Origin of the sequence: Rhodococcus sp. H36-A4 (assembly GCF_027158005.1) — a bacterium.
GTDB lineage: Bacteria > Actinomycetota > Actinomycetes > Mycobacteriales > Mycobacteriaceae > Rhodococcoides.
Genome location: NZ_JAPVLQ010000002.1, coordinates 624,488 through 645,176 on the forward strand (window position 1 = coordinate 624,488; position 20,689 = coordinate 645,176).

The 20,689-nt window shown below is 61.3% G+C and carries 22 protein-coding genes and 1 tRNA gene; 15 read left to right on the forward strand and 8 right to left on the reverse strand.

Annotated features, from left to right (window positions below; all coding sequences use genetic code 11):
• Positions 1–15 precede the first annotated feature (15 nt).
• The 4 genes from O1W68_RS07845 (at position 16) to O1W68_RS07860 (ending at position 3,260) form a co-directional block, all read left to right on the forward strand.
• A complete protein-coding gene (locus O1W68_RS07845; RefSeq protein WP_269302421.1) occupies positions 16–537 on the forward strand; it encodes a hypothetical protein in 522 nt (173 codons plus the stop codon).
• 73 nt (positions 538–610) lie between these two features.
• Positions 611–1,798, forward strand: coding sequence for a DNA polymerase III subunit delta' (locus tag O1W68_RS07850; protein WP_269302422.1), 1,188 nt, complete (start codon positions 611–613; stop codon positions 1,796–1,798).
• Positions 1,799–1,888: 90 nt separating this feature from the next.
• Entirely contained in the window at positions 1,889–3,067 is a 1,179-nt protein-coding gene (locus O1W68_RS07855) for an IS30 family transposase (protein WP_269302423.1), read from the forward strand.
• A gap of 120 nt (positions 3,068–3,187) precedes the next feature.
• Positions 3,188–3,260: transfer RNA gene (locus tag O1W68_RS07860), tRNA-Thr, on the forward strand.
• A 68-nt stretch (positions 3,261–3,328) separates the two neighbouring features.
• On the opposite strand, the gene O1W68_RS07865 is transcribed toward O1W68_RS07860, so the two are convergent.
• Positions 3,329–4,291: a site-specific integrase gene (locus O1W68_RS07865; RefSeq protein ID WP_269302424.1), complete on the reverse strand. Its 963-nt coding sequence runs from the start codon at positions 4,289–4,291 to the stop codon at positions 3,329–3,331.
• Between the two features lie 64 nt (positions 4,292–4,355).
• On the opposite strand from O1W68_RS07865, the gene O1W68_RS07870 reads away from it, so the two are divergent.
• From O1W68_RS07870 to O1W68_RS07900, 7 genes are all read left to right on the forward strand, one after another.
• Positions 4,356–4,643 (forward strand): hypothetical protein, encoded by a 288-nt coding sequence (locus O1W68_RS07870; RefSeq protein WP_269302425.1) that lies wholly within the window; start codon positions 4,356–4,358, stop codon positions 4,641–4,643.
• Positions 4,644–4,727: 84 nt separating this feature from the next.
• The gene (locus O1W68_RS07875) at positions 4,728–4,994 is read left to right on the forward strand and encodes an ADP-ribosyltransferase (protein ID WP_269302881.1); all 267 of its coding nucleotides are present in this window, start codon (positions 4,728–4,730) and stop codon (positions 4,992–4,994) included.
• Between the two features lie 169 nt (positions 4,995–5,163).
• Entirely contained in the window at positions 5,164–5,478 is a 315-nt protein-coding gene (locus O1W68_RS07880) for a hypothetical protein (RefSeq protein WP_269302426.1), read from the forward strand.
• A gap of 571 nt (positions 5,479–6,049) precedes the next feature.
• Positions 6,050–6,397 (forward strand): hypothetical protein, encoded by a 348-nt coding sequence (locus O1W68_RS07885; RefSeq protein WP_269302427.1) that lies wholly within the window; start codon positions 6,050–6,052, stop codon positions 6,395–6,397.
• A gap of 42 nt (positions 6,398–6,439) precedes the next feature.
• Entirely contained in the window at positions 6,440–6,913 is a 474-nt protein-coding gene (locus O1W68_RS07890) for a helix-turn-helix domain-containing protein (protein WP_269302428.1), read from the forward strand.
• 20 nt (positions 6,914–6,933) lie between these two features.
• Positions 6,934–7,449 carry a hypothetical protein gene (locus O1W68_RS07895; protein WP_269302429.1) on the forward strand — a complete coding sequence of 172 codons (516 nt, stop codon included), beginning with the start codon at positions 6,934–6,936 and terminating at the stop codon, positions 7,447–7,449.
• Positions 7,450–7,720: 271 nt separating this feature from the next.
• Positions 7,721–8,275 (forward strand): hypothetical protein, encoded by a 555-nt coding sequence (locus O1W68_RS07900; protein ID WP_269302430.1) that lies wholly within the window; start codon positions 7,721–7,723, stop codon positions 8,273–8,275.
• Between the two features lie 324 nt (positions 8,276–8,599).
• Here the strand turns inward: O1W68_RS07900 and O1W68_RS07905 are convergent, their stop codons facing one another.
• Positions 8,600–9,076 (reverse strand): hypothetical protein, encoded by a 477-nt coding sequence (locus O1W68_RS07905; RefSeq protein WP_269302431.1) that lies wholly within the window; start codon positions 9,074–9,076, stop codon positions 8,600–8,602.
• Between the two features lie 384 nt (positions 9,077–9,460).
• Between O1W68_RS07905 and O1W68_RS07910 the strand changes: the two genes are divergently transcribed.
• Entirely contained in the window at positions 9,461–11,308 is a 1,848-nt protein-coding gene (locus O1W68_RS07910; protein ID WP_269302432.1) for an APC family permease, read from the forward strand.
• A gap of 39 nt (positions 11,309–11,347) precedes the next feature.
• Here O1W68_RS07910 and O1W68_RS07915 read toward each other — a convergent pair whose 3' ends face one another.
• The 4 genes from O1W68_RS07915 to O1W68_RS07930 form a co-directional block, all read right to left on the reverse strand.
• Positions 11,348–12,367, reverse strand: coding sequence for an LLM class flavin-dependent oxidoreductase (locus tag O1W68_RS07915; RefSeq protein ID WP_269302433.1), 1,020 nt, complete (start codon positions 12,365–12,367; stop codon positions 11,348–11,350).
• Between the two features lie 272 nt (positions 12,368–12,639).
• Entirely contained in the window at positions 12,640–13,083 is a 444-nt protein-coding gene (locus O1W68_RS07920) for a hypothetical protein (RefSeq protein WP_269302434.1), read from the reverse strand.
• Between the two features lie 54 nt (positions 13,084–13,137).
• Positions 13,138–14,808, reverse strand: a complete 1,671-nt coding sequence (locus tag O1W68_RS07925) for a phospholipase D family protein (RefSeq protein ID WP_269302435.1) — start codon at positions 14,806–14,808, stop codon at positions 13,138–13,140.
• A 70-nt stretch (positions 14,809–14,878) separates the two neighbouring features.
• Entirely contained in the window at positions 14,879–15,238 is a 360-nt protein-coding gene (locus O1W68_RS07930) for a YybH family protein (RefSeq protein WP_269302437.1), read from the reverse strand.
• Positions 15,239–15,308: 70 nt separating this feature from the next.
• Here O1W68_RS07930 and O1W68_RS07935 point away from each other — a divergent pair, with 70 nt between their 5' ends.
• Positions 15,309–16,184 carry a LysR family transcriptional regulator gene (locus O1W68_RS07935; protein ID WP_269302439.1) on the forward strand — a complete coding sequence of 292 codons (876 nt, stop codon included), beginning with the start codon at positions 15,309–15,311 and terminating at the stop codon, positions 16,182–16,184.
• A gap of 24 nt (positions 16,185–16,208) precedes the next feature.
• Here the strand turns inward: O1W68_RS07935 and O1W68_RS07940 are convergent, their stop codons facing one another.
• Positions 16,209–17,339, reverse strand: coding sequence for an NADH:flavin oxidoreductase (locus tag O1W68_RS07940; protein ID WP_269302882.1), 1,131 nt, complete (start codon positions 17,337–17,339; stop codon positions 16,209–16,211).
• Positions 17,340–17,431: 92 nt separating this feature from the next.
• Between O1W68_RS07940 and O1W68_RS07945 the strand changes: the two genes are divergently transcribed.
• Both O1W68_RS07945 and O1W68_RS07950 read left to right on the forward strand, forming a co-directional pair.
• The gene (locus O1W68_RS07945; protein WP_269302441.1) at positions 17,432–18,253 is read left to right on the forward strand and encodes an SDR family oxidoreductase; all 822 of its coding nucleotides are present in this window, start codon (positions 17,432–17,434) and stop codon (positions 18,251–18,253) included.
• Between the two features lie 70 nt (positions 18,254–18,323).
• Positions 18,324–19,469, forward strand: a complete 1,146-nt coding sequence (locus O1W68_RS07950; RefSeq protein ID WP_442972311.1) for an acyl-CoA dehydrogenase family protein — start codon at positions 18,324–18,326, stop codon at positions 19,467–19,469.
• Between the two features lie 76 nt (positions 19,470–19,545).
• Here the strand turns inward: O1W68_RS07950 and O1W68_RS07955 are convergent, their stop codons facing one another.
• Entirely contained in the window at positions 19,546–20,655 is a 1,110-nt protein-coding gene (locus O1W68_RS07955) for an NDMA-dependent alcohol dehydrogenase (RefSeq protein ID WP_269302445.1), read from the reverse strand.
• Positions 20,656–20,689 lie beyond the last annotated feature (34 nt).

The window sequence follows — 20,689 nt, forward strand, 5'->3', positions numbered from 1 at the left end:
GTTCGCTACGTCCAAGTGGTTGTGAGGACGAAACTAGCCGTAGTTGCATGCTGTCTGCTCGCGTTGTCGGGGTGCGCTCGATCGGCCGAGGGCAAAGCTGTCGTCGAGGACCCGTGGCATGGGCAAGGCCAATCGAGTTCGGCGATGCCGCCGTCGACCGAGTCTGTAACTTCTGCGGAGTTCGACCCATGCGATTTCGATGAAATCACGCTGACGGTAGCGGTAGGTGTGGATCCGGAGACGGTCGTGCCGATGTCGGGCGGGTGCGTCTGGACGGGTGAGGATGTTGCGTTCACTGCCACTGTCACGGCAGGCCTCCCGCTGGATTCGATCGAGACGACATCCGGCATCACCGATTTGACTTCCATCGACGTAGGCGCGCGAACAGTTCAGATCTTCGTGTTCGAGGGCGACTCCTGTGTGGCCTTGGTCGATATCGACGGCGGAGCACTTCAGCTGACGATGATGGAGAAGGACTTCAGCTCGTTCTGCATCAGATTGAGGGTGGCGACGAGAATGCTTCTGGAGGACATCTAGGTCGGGTGATCCGTCCATCCGGCAGTACCGCGACCGTCTACGGCGTCGTAGTCGGCGACTAGGATCACCACCCATGGCAGGAGTATTCGATCGGCTGATCGGCCAAGAGGACGTCGAGTTGCAGCTGACCACTGCAGCCGTCGGTGCACGCAATGGCGATACCGGGTCCGCCATGACTCACGCCTGGCTTTTCACCGGGCCTCCCGGCTCAGGACGTTCGGTGGCCGCGCTGTGTTTCGCCGCCGCGCTCCAATGCACGTCGGAAGGCTCACCGGGCTGCGGCGAGTGCCATGCCTGTTCGACGACGATGGCAGGAACCCACGGCGATGTTCGGCGCATCATCCCGCAAGGGTTGAGCATCAGCGTCAAGGAGATGCGTGACATCGTCTCGATAGCGTCGAGACGTCCGAGCACCGGCCGGTGGCAGATCGTCGTGATCGAGGACGCGGACCGGCTCAGCGAGGCCGCCGCCAACGCGCTGCTCAAGGTTGTCGAGGAACCGCCGACGCGGACCGTGATGCTGCTATGTGCGCCGTCGACCGATCCGGAGGACATGTCGGTGACCCTGCGGTCACGCTGCCGGCACATCCCCTTGGTGACGCCTACTGCGTCGGCTATCGCAGGAGTGCTGCAGACCCGCGACAAGCTGGACCAGAAGACGGCGGAGTGGGCCGCGTCGATCAGTGGCGGTCATGTCGGGCGCGCTCGCCGTCTCGCCAAAGACGAGGACGCCCGTGCTCGGCGGACGCGTGCGCTGGGGCTCGCATCGGCCGCCGCTCGCCCCACACAGGCTTATCTCGCAGCCGAAGAGATGGTGAAGGCCGCCGAAACAGAAGCGGCGGAGATCAGCGCTGCGCTCGACGGGACCGAGATGGAGGAGCTTCGCACCGCATTGGGCGCCGGCGGTACCGGCAAGGGCGCCGCGGGCGCGCTACGTGGGTCTGCAGGGGTCATCAAAGAACTCGAAGCGCGGCAGAAGTCGCGCCGCACCCGCAACGTGCGCGACTCGTACGACCGAGCACTGATCGATCTCGCCGGCCTGTATCGCGATGCGTTGGCCCGCTCGTACGGGTCGACGGCCGTGCTCAATCACCCCGACATGGCCGAGCAGATCGAACGAATGGCCAAAGGTGCCTCGCCCGAGGCGCTGCTGAAGAGTATCGAGGCCATTCTGCTCTGCCGTGAGTCTCTGGCCCTCAACGCCAAACCGAAGTTTGCGGTGTACGCCATGGTGGCGTCGTTGGGTTCGGCGCTGAGCTGACCCCATCGCTTGAATGGTTCTTTCAGGCTGCCCCGGCAATCTCAAGTGGTCGTTGCAACACAGCTCCTGACCTGAGGAGATGTGGAGCAGATGCCACGACGTGTCGTCCCCAATCGTGCAGAAGCACTCGCTAAGTTCCATGCCATGCGAGATTCGGGTGCTTCAGTGATCCAGGCATCGGCCGCTGCCGGCGTCAGCCGCACCACCGGCAAGCGGTGGATAGATCAGAAGGCCGGAATCGTCCGCGGGGCCAAACGGGCCCGGCCCGAACCCAGCGGACGATTCCTCTCGCAAGCCGAACGAGAGGAAATCGCGATCGGCACCGCGATGGGACTAACCCAAACCGACATCGCCGACCTGATCGGACGTCACAAATCCGTCGTCTCCCGCGAACTCAAACGCAACACCAACCTCGGCGGCACCTACCGATCAGTGTCCGCACACCAGCGAGCGGACACACGCGCCCGCCGACCCAAGGCCGCGAAACTCGCCGACCGCAACAGTGAGCTCCGAACGGAAGTCGTCCGCCGACTCCGCAAAAAGTGGTCACCACAACAGATCTCGGCGACACTGAAGATCGACTACCCCGATCGACCGGAGATGCACGTGTCGCACGAAACGATCTACAACGCCATCTACGTCCAAGCCAAAGGCGAACTCAAAGCCGAAGTCGCCGATGCACTACGGACCGGCCGGGCGCATCGCCGCAAACACGGCCGAGTACCCAGCAACGCTCATCACATCCCCGACAAAACGCTGATCTCCGAACGACCCGACGATGTCGAAGACCGCAAAGTACCCGGCCATTGGGAAGGCGACCTGATCCTCGGTGCCGGCAACAAATCGGCGATCGGCACCCTCGTCGAGCGCACGTCACGGTTCACTATGCTGCTGCACCTACCGCACTCACACAATCTCAACGCCGTCCGAGACGCGATGATCGAGGCAATCCAGTCGATGCCTGCGGTACTCAAACAGTCGGTGACCTGGGATCAAGGACTCGAAATGCGTCGGCATGCAGAAATCACCATGGCTACCGACATGGCAATCTACTTCTGCGACCCCCACAGTCCCTGGCAGCGCGGAACAAACGAAAACACCAACGGACTCCTGCGGCAATACTTCAAAAAAGGCACCGACCTGTCCGTACATACCGCCGAACGACTCCAAGCGGTCGCCGCTGAACTCAACGACCGCCCCCGAAAAACACTAGGCTGGAAATCACCAGCAAAAGTGATCAACGAGTTAGTCGTTGCAACAACCACTTGAAACCGCCCCCATCGCTTCAACGGTTCATTCAGGCTGACAGATAGCGTGAAGTGGCCGTTCAAGCAGGCGATTTTCATTTGAGCGGGATGCTCCGTTAGACTCACGAACGCCGAAAGGCACGCCGCCTTAGCTCAGTCGGTAGAGCATTTCACTCGTAATGAAAAGGTCAAGAGTTCGATTCTCTTAGGCGGCTCACAAGAGGGCAGGTCAGAGGTAGTTTTCACAACCTCGGTCCTGCCCTTTTTCGTACCCAGCGCACGTTTATGGCACGGATTGAATCGGCGCCAGCTTTTCCAGCACGCTACTGACGTCCGGTGCCATGCTCGCGCGCTGAATGTAGTGCTTTTCCGTCACCGCACTACCCGAGTGACCTAACTGTGCTGACGGGGCCGACAGGCCAAGCTCTCGCTCGACCATCGCGCCGACCGTCTTGCGGAACGAGTGCGGCTTCACCCACGTGTAATCGTCGCCGCGCACCTGACGCCACGACGTCCGCACATTCCCCGGCCACCGAGGGGTGCCAAGCCGCGACGGGAACACCAGACCCTCGGGTGAGGGGATACCGCGGTCCCGCTGCCTCAGTGCATCGGCTGAAAAGCTGGGGATCGTCACTGTCCGATGTCCGCTCTTTGTCTTCGGATGGTCCTGGCGGAACACTCCGGTGCCGGCAAGCTCGACGAGTGTTCCCGAGATGGTAACGGCGACCGGGCCATCACCGTCCAGGCCGTCGATGTCCTGCCATCTCAGCGCAAGGCATTCGCCAATCCGAGTCCCGCTGCCGATCATTACGTCGACGATCTCGGCGAGGTCGTGCGCACGGTCCGGGCCGAATCGCTTCGTGCCGTCACCCAAGTCTCGGTCCTGCCATGCGAGCACTCTGCGGCGCAGCTCGTGCACGTCCGCGACAGTGAGCGCCCGCGCGGAGTTACTCGAGGTCGGTGCACGGCTGGTATCGGCTGCCGGGTTGTAGTCGACCGCATCGAGTCGGGCCGCGAGGGCGAACGCCTGGCTGAGAATCCCGCGTGCGTCTCGCTTCCCCGACACGGTCCGCACAGCCTGAAGAAACGTCTCGATTCGGCCGGTGGTGGCCTCGTGTAATCGGACCTTGCTCAATTCTGGCGCGATGACTTTGTCGATGCAGCGCTGGTAGCCGGCGAGGGTCTGCGGTGAGCGCGTACCCCTCGGTGGTGGTGTTGCGATCCAGAGCGCGAGGAGTTCGCCCACGAGTGGGACGAGCAGTACAACGAGGCCGTCCGTGCGACGTCCGACGGTGGCCCGATCAACCTCAATGCGGTCCTGGCGAAGATGGACGAGCTCGAGCACGCAACTACTGCGAAGGCCGCGGCCGGGGACGAATCCGACAACACTGCAGGGTGGCTCGCAGCCGAAGCCAATTACAACGACGACGCCCGGCTGGCTGGCTGCCGAGGATGCCTATGTTCCGCCAGCGCCGACTGCAACGTTTCAACGACTCACCGAGGACGACGGACGCGAGCTCGGCTACAACGTGTGGCACGACTACGCGCGCTCACTCGACAAGGCCACCGCCGAACCTGTCCGCGTCTACACCGTCTAGGGCTTCCAGACCACGAACGCCGGCCTACGCAACGGCATCGAGTTCGGCGACACCACAGTCGGCACTCTCCGTGCGACCGACGCGATCCGGGGCCTCGACACTGCGATCGAGAACGCACCACGAACGCCGACCGCGATGACCGTAGCTCGCGACGTCGATGCGACTGTCTACGGTCTCGGAGGTGGATCGACAGACGTCGAGTCACTGGTGGGTCGTCGCTTCCGCGACAACGCTCATCTGTCGACGGCGTTGCAATCAGAGCTGACGTTACCGCTCGATCGGCATCTGATCGAATTGCGGCTCGATCTGCCGGCAAACACCGAAGCCCTGTACGTGTCGTCGAGCAAGTGACGAGGCTCAACGAGCGCGGACTCACCACGTACGGTCCCGAGGAGAACGAGCTCATCGTCGGCCGCGGAATCGAATACGAAATCTATGGCTCGCAGATCGGCGAAGATAGTCGCCGGATACTGCTCGCTCGTCTTATCGGCCAGGACGCACACTCACGGAGGTCAGGTAAATGGGAAGTCTTTCGGACCCCTCGGACGTCGGTGCCACACCGATCGGCGACCAGCGCTTCTACGGAGGCGAGCGGGTCGGGGCAGGACGATGGGCAACGCTTGATGACCTCGGCCTGCTCTGGACCGACGACGCCGACGTTCTGCAGCTCTCGTCGACCCAGGCAACAACAGACAACGCCGCCGCGAATGCTTTGCGCTACCGGCTGATCGACGCCTGCCGCCGCGGGATCACTGCAACCACCGCATTCGACACTGTGGTCGCCGAGCATGGCAACCCGCCAGTGACGACGGGTGACCGCGGCGAGTTGATCTGACCCACCAAGAACTCGCCGCCCACCGGGGTGAAGGTGAATTGACCGGTGAGCGGAATGCATGAGCGGGGTAGGTACTGCTACCTGCACCTTTCAGCGCCGAAACGACGAGCCCGCAGACATCGGTGGAACGGTGCTGCGGGCTTCGTCGAATCCCACGGCTAGGGACAGTGGGGCTATGTTGTCGGCATCATTAAAATGGTCCGACCTGCCATGGACCACGAAAGCTCGACTATAGGCTCGTTCTTATGTCCGTCAAGATCCCCACTGCCACATACTTGGGGCTACGCCATATGGTCGGGTCTGTCCGTATCCCCGTCTCGGATCCCTCTCGGCTGCAGACTGGCGACCCTGCAGCTTTGCGCATGGCTTGTCCAGGGAAGCTGGTAGAAAGAGCGAATGGTTTGCTCAGGTTACGACCGTTGTGGAGCAGGGTCCGTTGACCGCGCTTCGGTGGTGCACAATGTCTAGCCTGGAGCGGCCCGAATCGGCCGAGTGGTACGCACTTTTTGAAGGTCGTGTCGAATGGGATCGAGTTAAGCAGTTCGGCGCATCGTTGAAGAACGCTGCAAACATGGATACGGTCCTCTGGGCCGAAATCAAGGATCTGATGACCCGCGCAGCTCGAGAGGGTTTGCCCGAGGGCAAGGGGCCAGACGGCAAGGGGTTCAAGTGGCCGATGGAACGGTGCCGCGACGACCTCGGACATCTCAAGATGGACGTCGGTAACGAGCAACATCGGGTTTACTTCACCGCACCCTTAGAAGAGGGGTTCGAAAGCTACCTCCTTGCGTTGATGTACGGCCTCAAACACGCCGATGATCCTGACTGGAAAACAGTTCAGAACGGTCACATAGACGATGCTCACAGCTACTACCAAGAGTGGCGAAGCGATCGCGCAGTTCAGCGCCTCGGCCTATAGCCCACGTGTGACAAGACAGTTTGTTGCGGTTAACCTCAACACATGAGTATGTTCGACGAGATCGAGGCGGAGCTGGGGATAGACCCAGCGGACGTCAGCCTGCAGTTGGCGTCGGAACTCGTGGCTGCAGACAGAGACATGATCGAGGCCCTAATCAGCCTGAGGATCAAGAAAAACATCACCCAGTCTGCGGTTGCGGACTGCCTTGGTCGTCACAGGTCCGCCGTATCGAACTTTGAACGCTTGGGTGCTGACCCTCACCTCTCGACCATTCGCCGTTACGCGGCAGCTGTGGGCGCCAAGGTTCGACACGTGATCGAGGACATCGACGACCCCGCGAATCGGTTGACCGAGAAGGGAGCTTGGGTTTCGTACCACGTTCGAACCGGACATTTCTCCACAGGCTCATTGAGCGACTGGACCTCAGCCCCTGCGATCGAGCGGTCGTACCGGGTTGTCGACGTAGATCGATTCGGAACAGCGGCGGTCGACATCACTCCAGAGTGCATGGCATGACGGACGATGTGCGACCTGTAGTGACTGACGTAAGTGAGCTGTTGAGCCGCCTCGCCGGGGTGCACACGCGCGTCTTCCAATTGCACTGCACTCGGACCGACGACGACAACCCTCCGCAACCCCAGGACGCCGTCGTGACCCCAAGCATCCAGATACGCGGGTCGAACGACTTCCAAGAGATCAGGCTCGAAATCCACGTTCACCGATCGGATGTCGAAGTCACTGTCGAGGTTGGTTTCCAGTTTGCATGGACGGAACCGCTGACCTACGAGAAGCCTGAGCAGCTTGCAATGGAGTTCGCGCAGGTTTTCGGCCTGAAATATGCGGTGGACTATATTCGACCACTTCTCGACGATCTCACTCGGTTAGTTGACTTGCCCCTCATCGGATTGAAGCACGACGTGACGGATCGATGGCAGCTTGATTCCGACGAAGACGGCGAAGAACCGAGTGAAACGGACAGTGACGGCGGGAAGCACAGATCGACGGTCGGAGTGGCGAGGGCAGCGGACGCAATCGCACCTACCTTCCCATGATCCAGACATCGAGGTCGTTGATGTGAATGAGCCACGCGGCCTTGGTTCGAGCTCGCTGGCGACTGACAATATCATTCCGCCAGCCACGGATGTCGACGTTGGCATTGCCTCAACCACAACGTTCAAGACCGTGGTTGCTGCTGCAGGGAGCTGAAGTCCGTTCAGGGCTCAATCCGGTACGGCACCCTTTCCTGGCGGTCCGCCGGTGTAGCTGGTTCGAGAGGTGTACGTCAGGGTCCGAGCTTAGACGGGTTCCCGCTACGATCCGCGCATGAGTGTACGTAACTTGCTGGTCGGAGTCGTGGCTGTTTTTATCTTCATCTTGGGCGCGATGGTCGGATGGATGGTTGACGGGAACATGACTGCCGCCTGGGTTTCAGCCGGCGGTACCTGGGTCGGGGCACTCGGAACCATCGCTGCGATCCTGTGGGCAATTCGAACATTTTCTCATGAGGTTTCCACGGACGCTGCTGCCGAGCAGAAACGCCGAGGTGATGAAGAGGAGCTAGCGAAACGCGTGGTCGTGGGCGAGAGCAAAGCGAAATCAGCAGGTGTCGAGACAACAGTCTCGATCTCGGTCGATAATCTTACTGACAAACTGGTCGAGGTTGAGTCCGTTCGTTTTGGTCACGCGGCAATGACGAACCAAGGTTGGTTCGAATCGAAATCTCTTGCGCTGCAATCAAATTCGCAGGGATGGCGCGGAAAATTTAACATTGATCCTCAGGCGAGAGATGCACATTTGGGGACAGTGGTCACCTACAGCGTCGGTGGCGTTCGGTGGCAACGGTCACCCGAGCAAGCGCCGATAAGGCAAGGAACGTGACCCCCGGACATCGAGGTGCGTCCGTTCTCGGGGAGGGGGTTTTTCGTGTGACGATCCGGGCGACGGTCAGGTCGGCCTGTGTCGCCGGAACGGTATCGCCCCATGCACTCGGAGTCAGTTTCAGAAGTGGGCGTCATGAATGTCGGGGGTTTCACCTTCGATTGCAGCCGTATTCTGACATTTTGAGTGCAGAAGTGGACTTGAGGCGGGTGTCCAGGTAGCGGGCACGTGGCCTACCGCAATGATTGGGGCTGATGCGGCAATCTGCGGCAGTAGGCCCTCGACCGCAACCGTTCGAAGACGCACACACCTCCATTTTAGAACTCAAGCGTCGATTCGGTCGTTGTCCTGTTCGAGCATGATCTTCCCGCCCACGAAGACCACTCCCAAAGCGACCACGCTGCCCCCGAAGAACGCGACCTTTCCGAGGACGGTGCTCAAGAACTGCTTATTTTCGCTGTCCTTCTGGGATGCGAGCTTCCCAGTTTCCTGGATCTGCTCGATGATGAACTTACGTTGGTCCCAGTTGAGGTCGTCCTTGTCGAGTTCACCCTTGAGTATCTCGCGGATATCTTGGAGAGCCTTGTAGACCTGATCTTGGCTCTTGTCATTTGACTTGAGCGTGGACTCGTGGGCTTTTTCTATCTCCTTCACGGCGTCAAGGGCGAACTCCTTGAAAGCTGGGAACTGTTCGATGATCTTGAGGGTTACTTCGGTGTCCATGTCGGGCATGATCGCGGCGAACCGCAGAATCTTGTCCTTGGAGAGATTCCTCCAAGACTCGATACCGAGCTGCTTCATGACTTCAACTTCGCTAAGTCCCATGCCCTGCCCCATCTGTCGTGCCGTCGGGTATCTCCTCAGAGCCTAGCGATCTGCGCCGACAGCTCAGTTACGAGTCGCCTCGGCTCCAGCAGGCCGCCGAAGCCTCGGAAAATTGGAAGGCTCAAGAACTTCAGTCCGAGGTCCAGCTCCCTTAAACAAGAACTCAATCAATTCGCCGGACTCGATGAGTTCGGTAGGCCAGTTCCACATTCGTTCCCACGATAGGAGGTACATCGCCACCAGCGGCCACCCAGCCTGATCGGGGCGCTATCGGATCAATGTCGTCGATATTGGCGGCTATCCCGTCAATATTTCGACAGGAAACGATTCGACGCCGATGGTCCGTGCGAGTCTCGAGCGATGAGACATTCAGTGATACTCGGGCACCGTGGGGCCGTATCGGCAACCCCACGGCCGGCGCGAAACACCGAAAAGCACAAGCTTTCCGTTGCAACAGGATTGGCGGGGTTGTCGCTCGACGCGATGGCCTCGGTGTCGTATGGCCCCGAGGCCATCGTGCTCGTTCTCGCCCTCGCCGGTCATGCCGGTATCGGGTTCACTTTGCCGGTGACCATCGCGATCGCGGTGTTGCTTGCGGTTCTGGTGGCGTCGTACCGTCAGGTGATCGCTGCGTTTCCCCAAGGTGGTGGTGCCTACGCCGTCGCGAAGAAGCATCTGAGTCCTCGTGCAAGCTTGGCGGCCGCCGCGTCGTTGATCGTGGATTACACCCTCAACGTCGCGGTGTCGATCGCCGCTGGTGTGGCGGCTTTGACCTCGGCTTTCCCCGCACTGCTTCCTTATACGGTCTGGATTGCGCTGGCGATACTCGGTGGGATCACTGCGTTGAACCTACGTGGAATCGCGGAGTCGGCGCGGGTGTTCATGCTCCCGACTGCGATCTTCGTCGTGAGTATCTTCACCGTCATCATTGCGGGACTGTTTCGTGATCAGCCCGCCGCGGTCGCGACTCCGTTTCTCGCCGACAATGCACATTCGATCGGTATTCTTCTTCTCCTCAAGGCATTTTCGAGTGGCTGTGCTGCACTGACAGGTGTCGAAGCGATCGCGAATGCGGTACCGAGCTTCAAGACGCCTCGGGTGCGCAATGCTCAGCGCGCCGAGGTCGTCCTTGGAATTCTGTTGGGCACCATGCTGATCGGGCTCGCGGTGCTGATCGAGAAGTTCTCCTTGACGCCGGTGCACGGTACGACGGTCCTATCGCAGCTCACCTCCGCATCACTCGGAAATGGTGTGGGCTACTACGTCGTGCAATTCTCCACGGTGATACTGCTTGCACTGGCCGCGAACACGTCGTACGGCGGACTTCCCAACCTGATGCGGCTTCTCGCCGAGGACAATGTGCTTCCGCATCGCTTCAGTCGGAAGTCGCGACGAGAAGTCTTCACCTACGGCGTTCTGTCCCTCGGTGGCGTAGCGGCACTGCTGCTCCTCGCCTCCGGCGGACACATGAACACGTTGGTCCCGCTGTTCGCCATCGGAGTGTTCATCGGATTCACCCTCGCTCAGTTCGGCATGGTGCGGCATTGGCTGGCGGAGCGCACTCCTGGCTGGAAGTGGCGCTTGGCGCTCAACGGTTTCGGCGCGTTGTTGACGGCCGTGGCTGCTGTGGTGACCACCGCAATGAAGTTCACCGAGGGAGCGTGGCTGATCGCGTTTGCCCTGCCGGCACTGATCCTCGGGATGGAACGCATTCGAGGTGCGTACACGCACATCGGCACACGACTCACTACCGTCGACGGTGTCGAGTTCTCCCGCGGCGTCCGAGTCGAACCGGCTGTGCTGGTTCCGGTAGCGGAACTCACGGCACTGTCCGTGCGGGCGATGGCTGCAGCGACTGCTATGTCATCGGAGCCGATCGCGATTCACGTGTGCATGGGCGAGGAGTCGACGGCCGACTTCACGCATCGCTGGGAAACCCGCTATCCCGATTCGCATCTGATCGTCATCGAAGACACCGAAAACTCGGTTGGGCTGTCCCTTGCCCGGTATATCCGGACACACTTCCCACATCAGGAAACATTCGCGGTGGTCGCCACGATCGACCCGGCCACCAGATGGCACAAGTTCCTGCCCAGTCAACGTACCGACGAAATCGCCGGTGTACTACGCAAACACACCGAAGCGGTGGTGTGCCAGATACCGGTCCGCATCGATCCTGCAGACCGATACCGCCCCTTGCGCGCCTGACGACCAAGTCGCCGCAGAGAACCTCTGCGAATCGGCGCGCTACCGCCACCCGAGTGCTGGGGCAACTTCGGTGAGTAGCGCGTCGAGGACGTGGGCACAGTAGTCGACACCCAGTTGATTGGGGATGGTCAGTAGCAGGGTATCGGCGGCGGCGATGGCCTCGTCCTCTGCCAGGTCCGCGATGAGCTGATCAGGCTCTCCGGCATAGGTTTTGCCGAAGCGGGCTTTGCCTCCGTCGAGGTTCCCCACCTGGTCTCGGCCTGTGCCTTCGCGGCCGAAGTAGGCGCGGTCGAGATCGCTGACGATGGGAAAGATGCTGCGACTGACCGAGACTCGGGGCTCGTGCGAGTGGCCTGCGTCGGACCAAGCTTTACGGAATCGAACGATCTGCTCGGCCTGGAGCTGATGGAACGGCACACCGGTGTCTTCGCTGAGGAGGGTCGAGCTCATCAGGTTCATACCCTGCTCGGCAGCCCATTCGGCGGTCTGCCGGGTGCCTGCACCCCACCAGATTCGGTTGCGCAGTCCCTCGGAGTACGGCTCGAGGCGCAAGAGTCCGGGGGGATTGGGGAACATCGGCGACGGGTTCGGCTCGGCGAATCCCTTGCCTTCCAGTAGCTCGAGGAACTGTCGGGTGTGCTCGCGGGCCATCGCTGCGTGGTCCGACCCCTCCGGCGGTGTGTGCCCGAAATAGCGGTATCCCTCGATGACCTGCTCGGGCGATCCCCGACTGATCCCGAGCTGAAGCCGGCCGCCCGAGATGAGATCCGCGGAACCGGCGTCCTCGGTCATGTAGAACGGGTTCTCGTACCGCATGTCGATGACGCCGGTTCCGATCTCGATCTTGCTCGTTTTGGCACCGACTGCGGCGAGGAGCGGGAACGGTGAGGAAAGTTGGTTGGCGAAATGGTGGACGCGAAAGTAGGCGCCGTCGGCACCCAATTCCTCGGCAGCAACTGCGAGATCGATGGATTGTAGGAGGACGTCGGAGGCTGATCGAGTCTGCGACTGGGGATTTGGCGTCCAATGGCCGAAGGACAAGAACCCGATGTTCTTCATATGCGTCTTCTTCCTCAAAGTCCGGCAAAAGTTGGCTGCACGCCCCAACATACACAGCTTAGGTTCTAGCTTCAACCAAAAGTTACTCACAGCCTTGTAATTCAGTTACAGGCTGTTCTACCTGCGAATATGGTGATAGCCGTTAGATCTATCCACAAGCCATCCACAGCCTGAAGGCCTTGGTCCTCGAGTTATCCACAGTTTCATCCACACCCTGTTAGTGCATATGTTCGAAACAGAAATACCGGCAGGTATCGAGTGGAGTTTTCGCGCTAAGCGGCACGACGTGTCTGTCTGAATCGCGCCACAAGCCCCCCGGCGACGACGACTTGGCCGATGAACAGCGCGAGAGGCAGCATCAACAGCTCCCACCCTGTCGTGGCGAAGTATCCCGCCCAGAGAACAATCGCGAAAGCGATTGTCCAGGTGATGATCTGCCCGGCAGTCATGGCTGCGCTTGCGTATTGTCCGGCGCGCAGCACGCGCGGAAGGGCGATAGCCCCCGTGACCGCTCCGATTAGGGAAGCAATCACACCGACCACCGTCGGAAATACCACCATCAGCTCGAACAGCGGCCCCGGTTCGATCACACCGGAGACCACCAGTTGAGGGACGCAGTACAGCAACACCAACATTGTGCAGAGCACCGTCAGGGCCGAAAGGTACGTCAGTGTCACCTTCACGATCAGGTTGTTTTTCGTAAAGTCTGCTGCCACACACTCGTCATGCCCCACGATCTCATGCTTCCAGTGGGTCGCACTGACACCCAGTCAGAAGTGCTTGCGCAACCGCATCCCGAAAGGGCGACCGTCCGGATCGACGAACAACCTGTATGCCAACGATGCGAGCCGTTGCTGCCACTCCGCTGGCACCTCGATGTTGTGTGCGCGCAACCTACCCGCAGGCCGTGGCGTCGCCCCCGGCGCACGGTGCCAAGCGTCGAGACGATCTGCACTCGCACCGACGACGTCGAAGAACGAGCCTGGATCGAGAAGATCCGCGTCGTCCCCCGGCGCGCGATCGAGGTGCTCGCGCATCAGCTCGAGGCGTAGAGATCGTGCGAATACCCGGGCACGGTCGCCATGACCGCCCGGGTCGACCGGCTCACGGCGATCGATCTCTTCGTCGATGATCGCGGCCGTCAACTCCGAATCGTGTGTCCACGAGCGGCGATTGAAGTTGTCCGAGCCCACGGCCGCCCAGACGTCGTCGATGATGCAGACCTTCGAATGCACGTACACCGGTATGCCGCGGTCGTTTTCGATATCCAGCACCAACACTCGGTCGCCACCGGCCTCTCGAATGACATCGAGCGCCGCGGAGTGACCGAGCAGCGCCGACGGGATGGTGATCGCGCTGTCGTCGTCGAGATGCTTCGGGACGACGATGACGAGCCGAAGGTCGGGTGAACGTCGTAGTGCAGCGGCGAAGACACGTGCGACGTCGACGGACCACAGGTACTGATCTTCCACATACACCAGCTGGCGAGCGCGACGAAGGGCTTTCGCATACGCGCGAGCGGCACTGCGCTCACCCTTGGTGGCGAACGGATACGCCGGTCGACGGCGGGGGTACGTCCGGAGTAGCTGCACCGAGCACGATCCCAGCGGCTCGGGGCCGGCAGGTGACTCCGGGAGTTCCGAAGGCTCGCGCGTCACTCCCCGGAGAATGTCCGGAAGAGCGTGCCAGGGCAGCCGCGACAAGGCAGCCGGGTCCTCCCACCGTTCTCGAAACACATCCTCGACGTCGCGGACTGCGGGGCCCTCGAGCTGCACCTGCATGTCGTGCCACGCGGGAGTCTCGCCGTACTCCGGGGGGAAGGGCCTACTGATGGGGTCGCCGAAGTGATCGGCATCGTCCCGGCGGGCGCGTGCTAGATCGATGCCCCCGACGAACGCGACGTCCTGAAGGTCTTTGCCGACGTAGCGAATGACCACGAATTTTTGATGATGGCTTCCCAGCATCAGTACTCGTTGGTCGAGGACGACCTCGCCGCCCGACTCTTCCAGTCGCTCGGCGAGCTTGCGGTTCTTCCGGCCCGCGAACCCGAGAGTCTCGATGTGCGAGCGCCACACCATGCCTTTGACGATCCCGCCGCGCTCGGCGACGCCGGACAGTGCGTCGTCGACTGTCTCGCCGTCGTCGGTGAGGAGCTGATCCGGATCGCCGCGCCAATCGGTGAAGAAGACCAGGTCGTCACGACCAGCTTCGGACAAGGCCTCTGCGAGCCGCGCGAAGTACTTCTTCCCGTGCACCAGCGGCGTGACGCGATTGCCCTCGGTCCACGCTGCGATCCGGGTGTCGGGATTGTCGCGTTCCTCGGCGCTCAGGAACCACGGATGGGCCGAATCGAAATCTCGAACCTCGTCGTCAAGGGCGGTGATGCTGCGTCCGAGTCGCTTCGCCACCACGTCGATCATGCGGCGTGCCCGCTGCGTCATCACGCACGAGATTCTGTCAGAGTCCCGCACGATCTGCCGCATCCAGATGGCATGCGCGTGCTGGTCTTGCTCAGGTCGTCGGGTTGAACTCGGGCTGATCGATGATGCGCAACCACGACCCGTCGGGCTGACGCTGCACGACCTGCGCACGTGCGCCTGCGTCGTCCTTCGGCGCCGTGGACGTCAGCGCAATGTCACCGTGGAGGAGCGTCGGGAGGCCTTCCTCCGCTTCGAAGCGTGGACCGTGTGCAAGAACCGATGCCCACAGTTCTTCGATCGCGACGCGTCCGACAGTTGTTTTTCCTGTGGGATAGGCCATGACTGCATCCTCGGCGTACAGCGCGGCGACGCCTTCCGCATCGCCTGTGTTGGACCGCTCGACGAAAAGTCGGGTGATGTCTTCTGGGGTGAGTGCTTTCTCTCGTGTCATGTCTCCAGATTGCAAGTGCACGAACCAGAAGTCCAACAGATTGTAGCGATCGAAACTAGAATCTCGGCTTATGGAGCTGCGTCAACTGGAATACTTCGTGGCAGTAGCGGAAGAGGCGAACTTCACCCGTGCTGCGGAACGGGTGAAGGTCAGTCAATCCGGCATCAGTGCCCAAATTCGTGCACTCGAGCGCGAGGTCGGCGCACAACTGATCGATCGCAGCAGCCGTGTCGCGACGCTGACGGTCGCCGGTAAGGCAGCGATCGAACATGCCCGGACTGCCCTGAGGTCTGCTGCAGACCTTCAGGTTTCCGTCGACGAAGTCCATTCGCTCGTGCGGGGTCGCGTCAGCGTCGGCATGGTCACCGCATGCACCGTCACCCCGATGTTCGACGCGTTGGCCGACTTCCACTTCGAGTATCCCGGTGTCGATATCTCATTGGCCGAGGGCAATTCGGACGATCTGATCGCAAGAATACGATCGGGTGCACTCGACCTGGCCCTCGTCGGCACCGCCTCGGCGCCACCCGAGGGGCTTGATTCGATGGTCATCATCGCCGAAGGACTCGCAGCGTGCGTTCCCGCACAACTCCCACTCGCGTCCGAGAGCACTGTGAGCCTGAGCCAGGTATGCGCGTATCGAATCGTCTGCCTGCCCCCGGGCACCGGAATCAGAGCGGTCTTCGACGACGCCTGCGCAGAACAAGGCATCGTCGCCGACATTGCCTTCGCCGCGAGCGCCCCCGCCGCAGTCGCGGACTTGGCCGCGCGCGGCATGGGCGTCGGAATACTCAGTCGATCGATGGCAACCGCTTTCAGCGATCAGTTGATTGCGGTGCCGATATCCGGTGTCACCATCGACGCAGTTCTCGCTCTGGTGTGGTCGGACAGGCCGAGTGCCGCAGTGAAGGAACTTCTCGCGGGCATGCGAAGACGCTTTGCTTAGCTGATGTTGCGCCGCGAGCCTGACTCAGTTCAGCGAGGTGATGTGCTCGCGGGCGAACGGGATGCGGTCGTCGAGACGTCCCTGCTGAACCTTGTTCACCCATTCCGGGTCGGCCAGCAATGCCCGGCCGACGGCGACGATGTCGAACTCTCCACGCTCGAATTGCGCGAGCAGCGGGTCGAGACTGGTTGTACCTGCGGTGGAATCCTTGACCCATGCGCCGGTGAATACCTGGTCGAGGCCGACCGAACCGACTGTGATGGTAGGCAATCCGGTGATCGACTTCGTCCAACCGGCAAGTCCGCGTTCGCCTTCCACCCCGGACAGCTCAGGGAAGGCGGGCTCCCAGTGGCGTCGCGTCGAGGGGTGCAGAACATCGACACCCGCGTCGACCAGCGGAGCGAGGATGCCTTCGAGTTGCTGCGGAGTCTGGGCCAGTCGGGCGTCGTAGTGGCCCGATTTCCACTGCGAGAATCGGTACACGATCGCGAACTCCGGCCCGACGGCGGCGCGAATGGCTGCGACCACCTCGGCAGGGAATCGGGTACGGGCCTCCAGCGAACCGCCGTATCCGTCCTCGCGAGTGTTGGTCTGCTCCCACAGGAACTCATCGAGAAGGTACCCGTGCGCACCGTGCAGTTCGACGCCGTCGAATCCGGTCTTCTTGGCGTTCACCGCGGCATCGACCCAGAATTGCTTCTGTTCTTCCAGATCAGCGGCGGTGAACGCTCGGCCGACCGGCGAGCCGTCGAGAGCGAGTCCCGACGGGCTGACGGTGACGACGTCGGGGTTGAACCTCGGCGTCGCGCCTCGTTCGACACCGAGATGCCATAGCTGAGGGATGATCGCGCTGCCCTCGGCGTGTACTGCGTCGACGACGCCCTTCCAGCCCTCGAGGCTTTCGTCGCCGTGGATGTGGGGGACTCGGGAGTCCGGGCCTGCGGCCGGGTCGGGAATCAGCGTGCCCTCGGTGATGATCAGCGAGGTCCCACCTGCGGCTCGCCTGCGGTAGTACTCGGCGACGTTTTCGCGGGGCACTCCACCTGGAGAGAACGCGCGTGTCATCGGTGCCATCGCGAAACGATTGCGCAACTTCAAGGACTTCACCTCGATGGGGGTGAAGAGTCCGTCTGCGTCGAGGTCGAGGTTGCTCACTGCGGGTTGGGTCACGTAGCGGTCCAACTGATAGCGCGTGGCCGCTATTCCTTCGAGTCAATGTGCGACGGGGCGCGTGCTATACCTGGGTGATGAAGGTTACAGGCAAGGTCGCGATCGTCACCGGTGGCGGCGGAGGAATCGGCGGAGCGCTCGCCGAGCGACTGGTCACCGAAGGTGCCCACGTGGTCGTGTCCGATCTGAACGCAACGGCTGCTTCGGAGGTTGTCTCTCGTATCGAGCAGACAAGTCCGGGCGCGGCGGTATCCCTCGGCGGGGACGCATCCGTCGTCGAGGACATCACTGCACTCATTGCGCTCGCCGAGGATACTTTCGGACCGGTAGACCTTTATTTTGCCAACGCCGGGATCGGCGGCGCGCCGGGATTGGACGCCAGCGAGGCCGACTGGGATCTATCCATCGACGTCAATCTTCGTGCGCACATCAGAGCTGCGCAGCTACTGGTTCCCGCGTGGATCGAACGTGGTGAGGGATACTTCGTCAGTACTGCTTCTGCTGCAGGGCTGCTCACTCAAATCGGTTCTGCCACATACTCGGTCACTAAACATGCAGCCGTTGGCTTTTCGGAGTGGCTCAATGTCACCTACGGCGATCGTGGTATCAGAGTCAGCTGCCTGTGCCCGATGGGCGTCAACACCAAGTTGCTGTACGAGGGGCAAGAGTCCGGGAGTGCCCTGGGTGCTGCTGCGACCAAGGCAGTGTTGGCTGCCGGTGACGTCCTCGAGCCGGCCGATGTCGCCGAGATCGTGCTCGCCGCGATGGATGCAGAACAGTTCCTGATTCTCCCGCACACCAACGTGTTGGACATGTACCGCAACAAAGGATCCGATTACGACCGGTGGCTTCGCGGAATGCGCCGCTACCAAACCGCCCTCATGGGCGAAAACAACTGAGGGGAAACACGTGTCGTTCTTCGAAACTACCGACCGGGCCAAGAAGTACGAAACCGACTTGCTCGAGTTCATGGACTCGCACATCTACCCGGCGGAGGCCGTGTACAGCGAACAGATGCGAGAACTCGGCGATCCACACGGTCAGCCTCAGATCATCGAGGACCTCAAGAAGGAAGCCCGGTCACGGGGACTCTGGAATCTCTTTCACCCGCACCCTGAATGGGGGCCAGGGCTCACCAACCTCGAATATGCACCGCTCGCCGAGATCATGGGTCGAAGCCTGCTCGCACCGGAGGCATGCAACTGCAACGCCCCTGATACCGGCAACATGGAGGTCCTCACGCTTTTCGGGACCGAGGAGCACCAGGAAAAGTATCTGAAGCCACTGCTGGACGGCACAATTCGGTCTGCATTCGCCATGACCGAACCTGCAGTTGCAAGTTCCGATGCCACCAACATCGAGATGAGCATGGTGCTCGACGGTGACGACTACATCCTGAACGGCCGCAAGTGGTGGACGTCCAACGCGTTGCACAAGAATTGCAAGGTGCTCATCGTCATGGGCAAGACCGATCCAGGCGCGGACACCCACCGTCAGCAGTCGATGTTGGTCGTCCCGATCGATGCTCCCGGCGTCACGGTTGTCCGCAATCTGCCGGTCTTCGGCTACGTCGACCGAGAAGGTCACGCCGAAGTGCTCTTCGAGAATGTTCGAGTGCCGTCGAAGGACGTGTTGAAAGGCCCGGGTGAAGGCTTCGCCATCAGCCAGGCGCGTCTCGGGCCTGGTCGCATCCACCATGCGATGCGGACCATCGGTGTGGCCGAGCGTGCTCTCGAATTGCTTTGTCGTCGTGCGGTATCGAGAGTCACGTTCGGAAAGCCGATTGCGACGCGGGCCAACATTCAGGACTGGATCGCGGAGGCTCGCATCGATATCGAGATGACGCGCCTATTGACTTTGAAGGCCGCATATCTGATGGACACGGTCGGCAACAAGCAAGCGCGAACCGAGATCGCAGCCATCAAGGTTGCTGCGCCCGAGATGGCTCTGAAGATCATCGACCGCGCCATCCAGGTCCACGGTGGGGGCGGCGTCAGCGACGACTTCCCACTCGCCATGATGTACGCCCACATTCGTGCCCTGCGACTCGCCGACGGTCCCGACGAGGTCCACAAGATGTCCATCGCGAAGATGGAGTTGCGCCAATACATGTGAACCGCATCCGAGTGATGACGCACATGAGCGGAAATACGTCCTGGGGGACGTATTTCCGCTCACGTGCCTCAGGCGCCTAGAAGTGGATGACACCTCGCATGTTCTTGCCGTCGCGTAGGTCCTGGTATCCCTCGTTGACCTGCTCGAGGCTGTACGTCGTGGTGATCAACTCGTCCAGCTTCAGCTGCCCGGCGTCGTAGAGGCGCAGTAGTCGAACGATGTCGTACTGCGGGTTCGCCGACCCGAACAGAGTGCCCTTGATCGTCTTCTGGTTGAGCGTGAGATCGGTGCCCGAGACGTGCACGGTCAGGGCCGCAGGATCGGCAAGACCGGTGATGACGACGGTTCCGCCTTTGCCGATCGCGGCGGTCGCAGCCTGGACGACTTCTTCGTCGACGGTCCCGACGAGGATCAGCGCTTGATCGGCACCCTGTCCCCAGGTGAGCTCGGTGAGCTTCTCCTGTGCTGATGCGTAGTCCGCAAAAGCGTGCGTGGCACCGAATTTCAGTGCTTGGTTTCGTTTGAATTCGAGTGGGTCGACGACGATGACGTGCTTGGCGCCGGAGTGAACAGCGCCTTGCACGGCGTTGATGCCGAGGCCGCCGATGCCGTAGATGATGACCGAATCGCCCGCTCGGACCCCACCTGCGTAGACAGCGGTTCCCCAGCCTGAAGGGACGCCGCAGCCGACGAGCACTGCGATTTCCAATGGCAGCCAGTCGTCGACCTTCACGACCGAGTGCTGGGAAATGGTTGCTCGATCGGCGAAGGTGCCGAGCATGCACATGGCGCCGAACTCGGTGCCCTTGCTGTCACGACGGCGGAAGCTGCCGTCGGTCATGCTGCCTTCGAGGATGGTGGCGCCCATATCGCACAGGCTCTGTCGGCCGGTCGAACAGTAGCGGCAGGTGCCGCAGTTCGGGATGAACGAGCACACGACATGATCGCCGGGCTTGACCTTGGTGACGCCGGGGCCCACTTCTTCGATGATTCCTGAGCCTTCGTGGCCGCCGACGATCGGAAAGCGCGGGGGAAGGTCGCCGTCGAGGAGGTGCAGATCCGAATGGCACAGACCAGCGGCGACGTACTTGATGAGTACCTCACCGGGGCCTGGGCCGTCCATGTCGAGTTCGATGATCTCGAACGGCTTATGGGCCTCGAACAAAACAGCTGCTTTGATTTTCACAAAAGTCTCCTACCGGTAGGTGGCGCTTTACCAT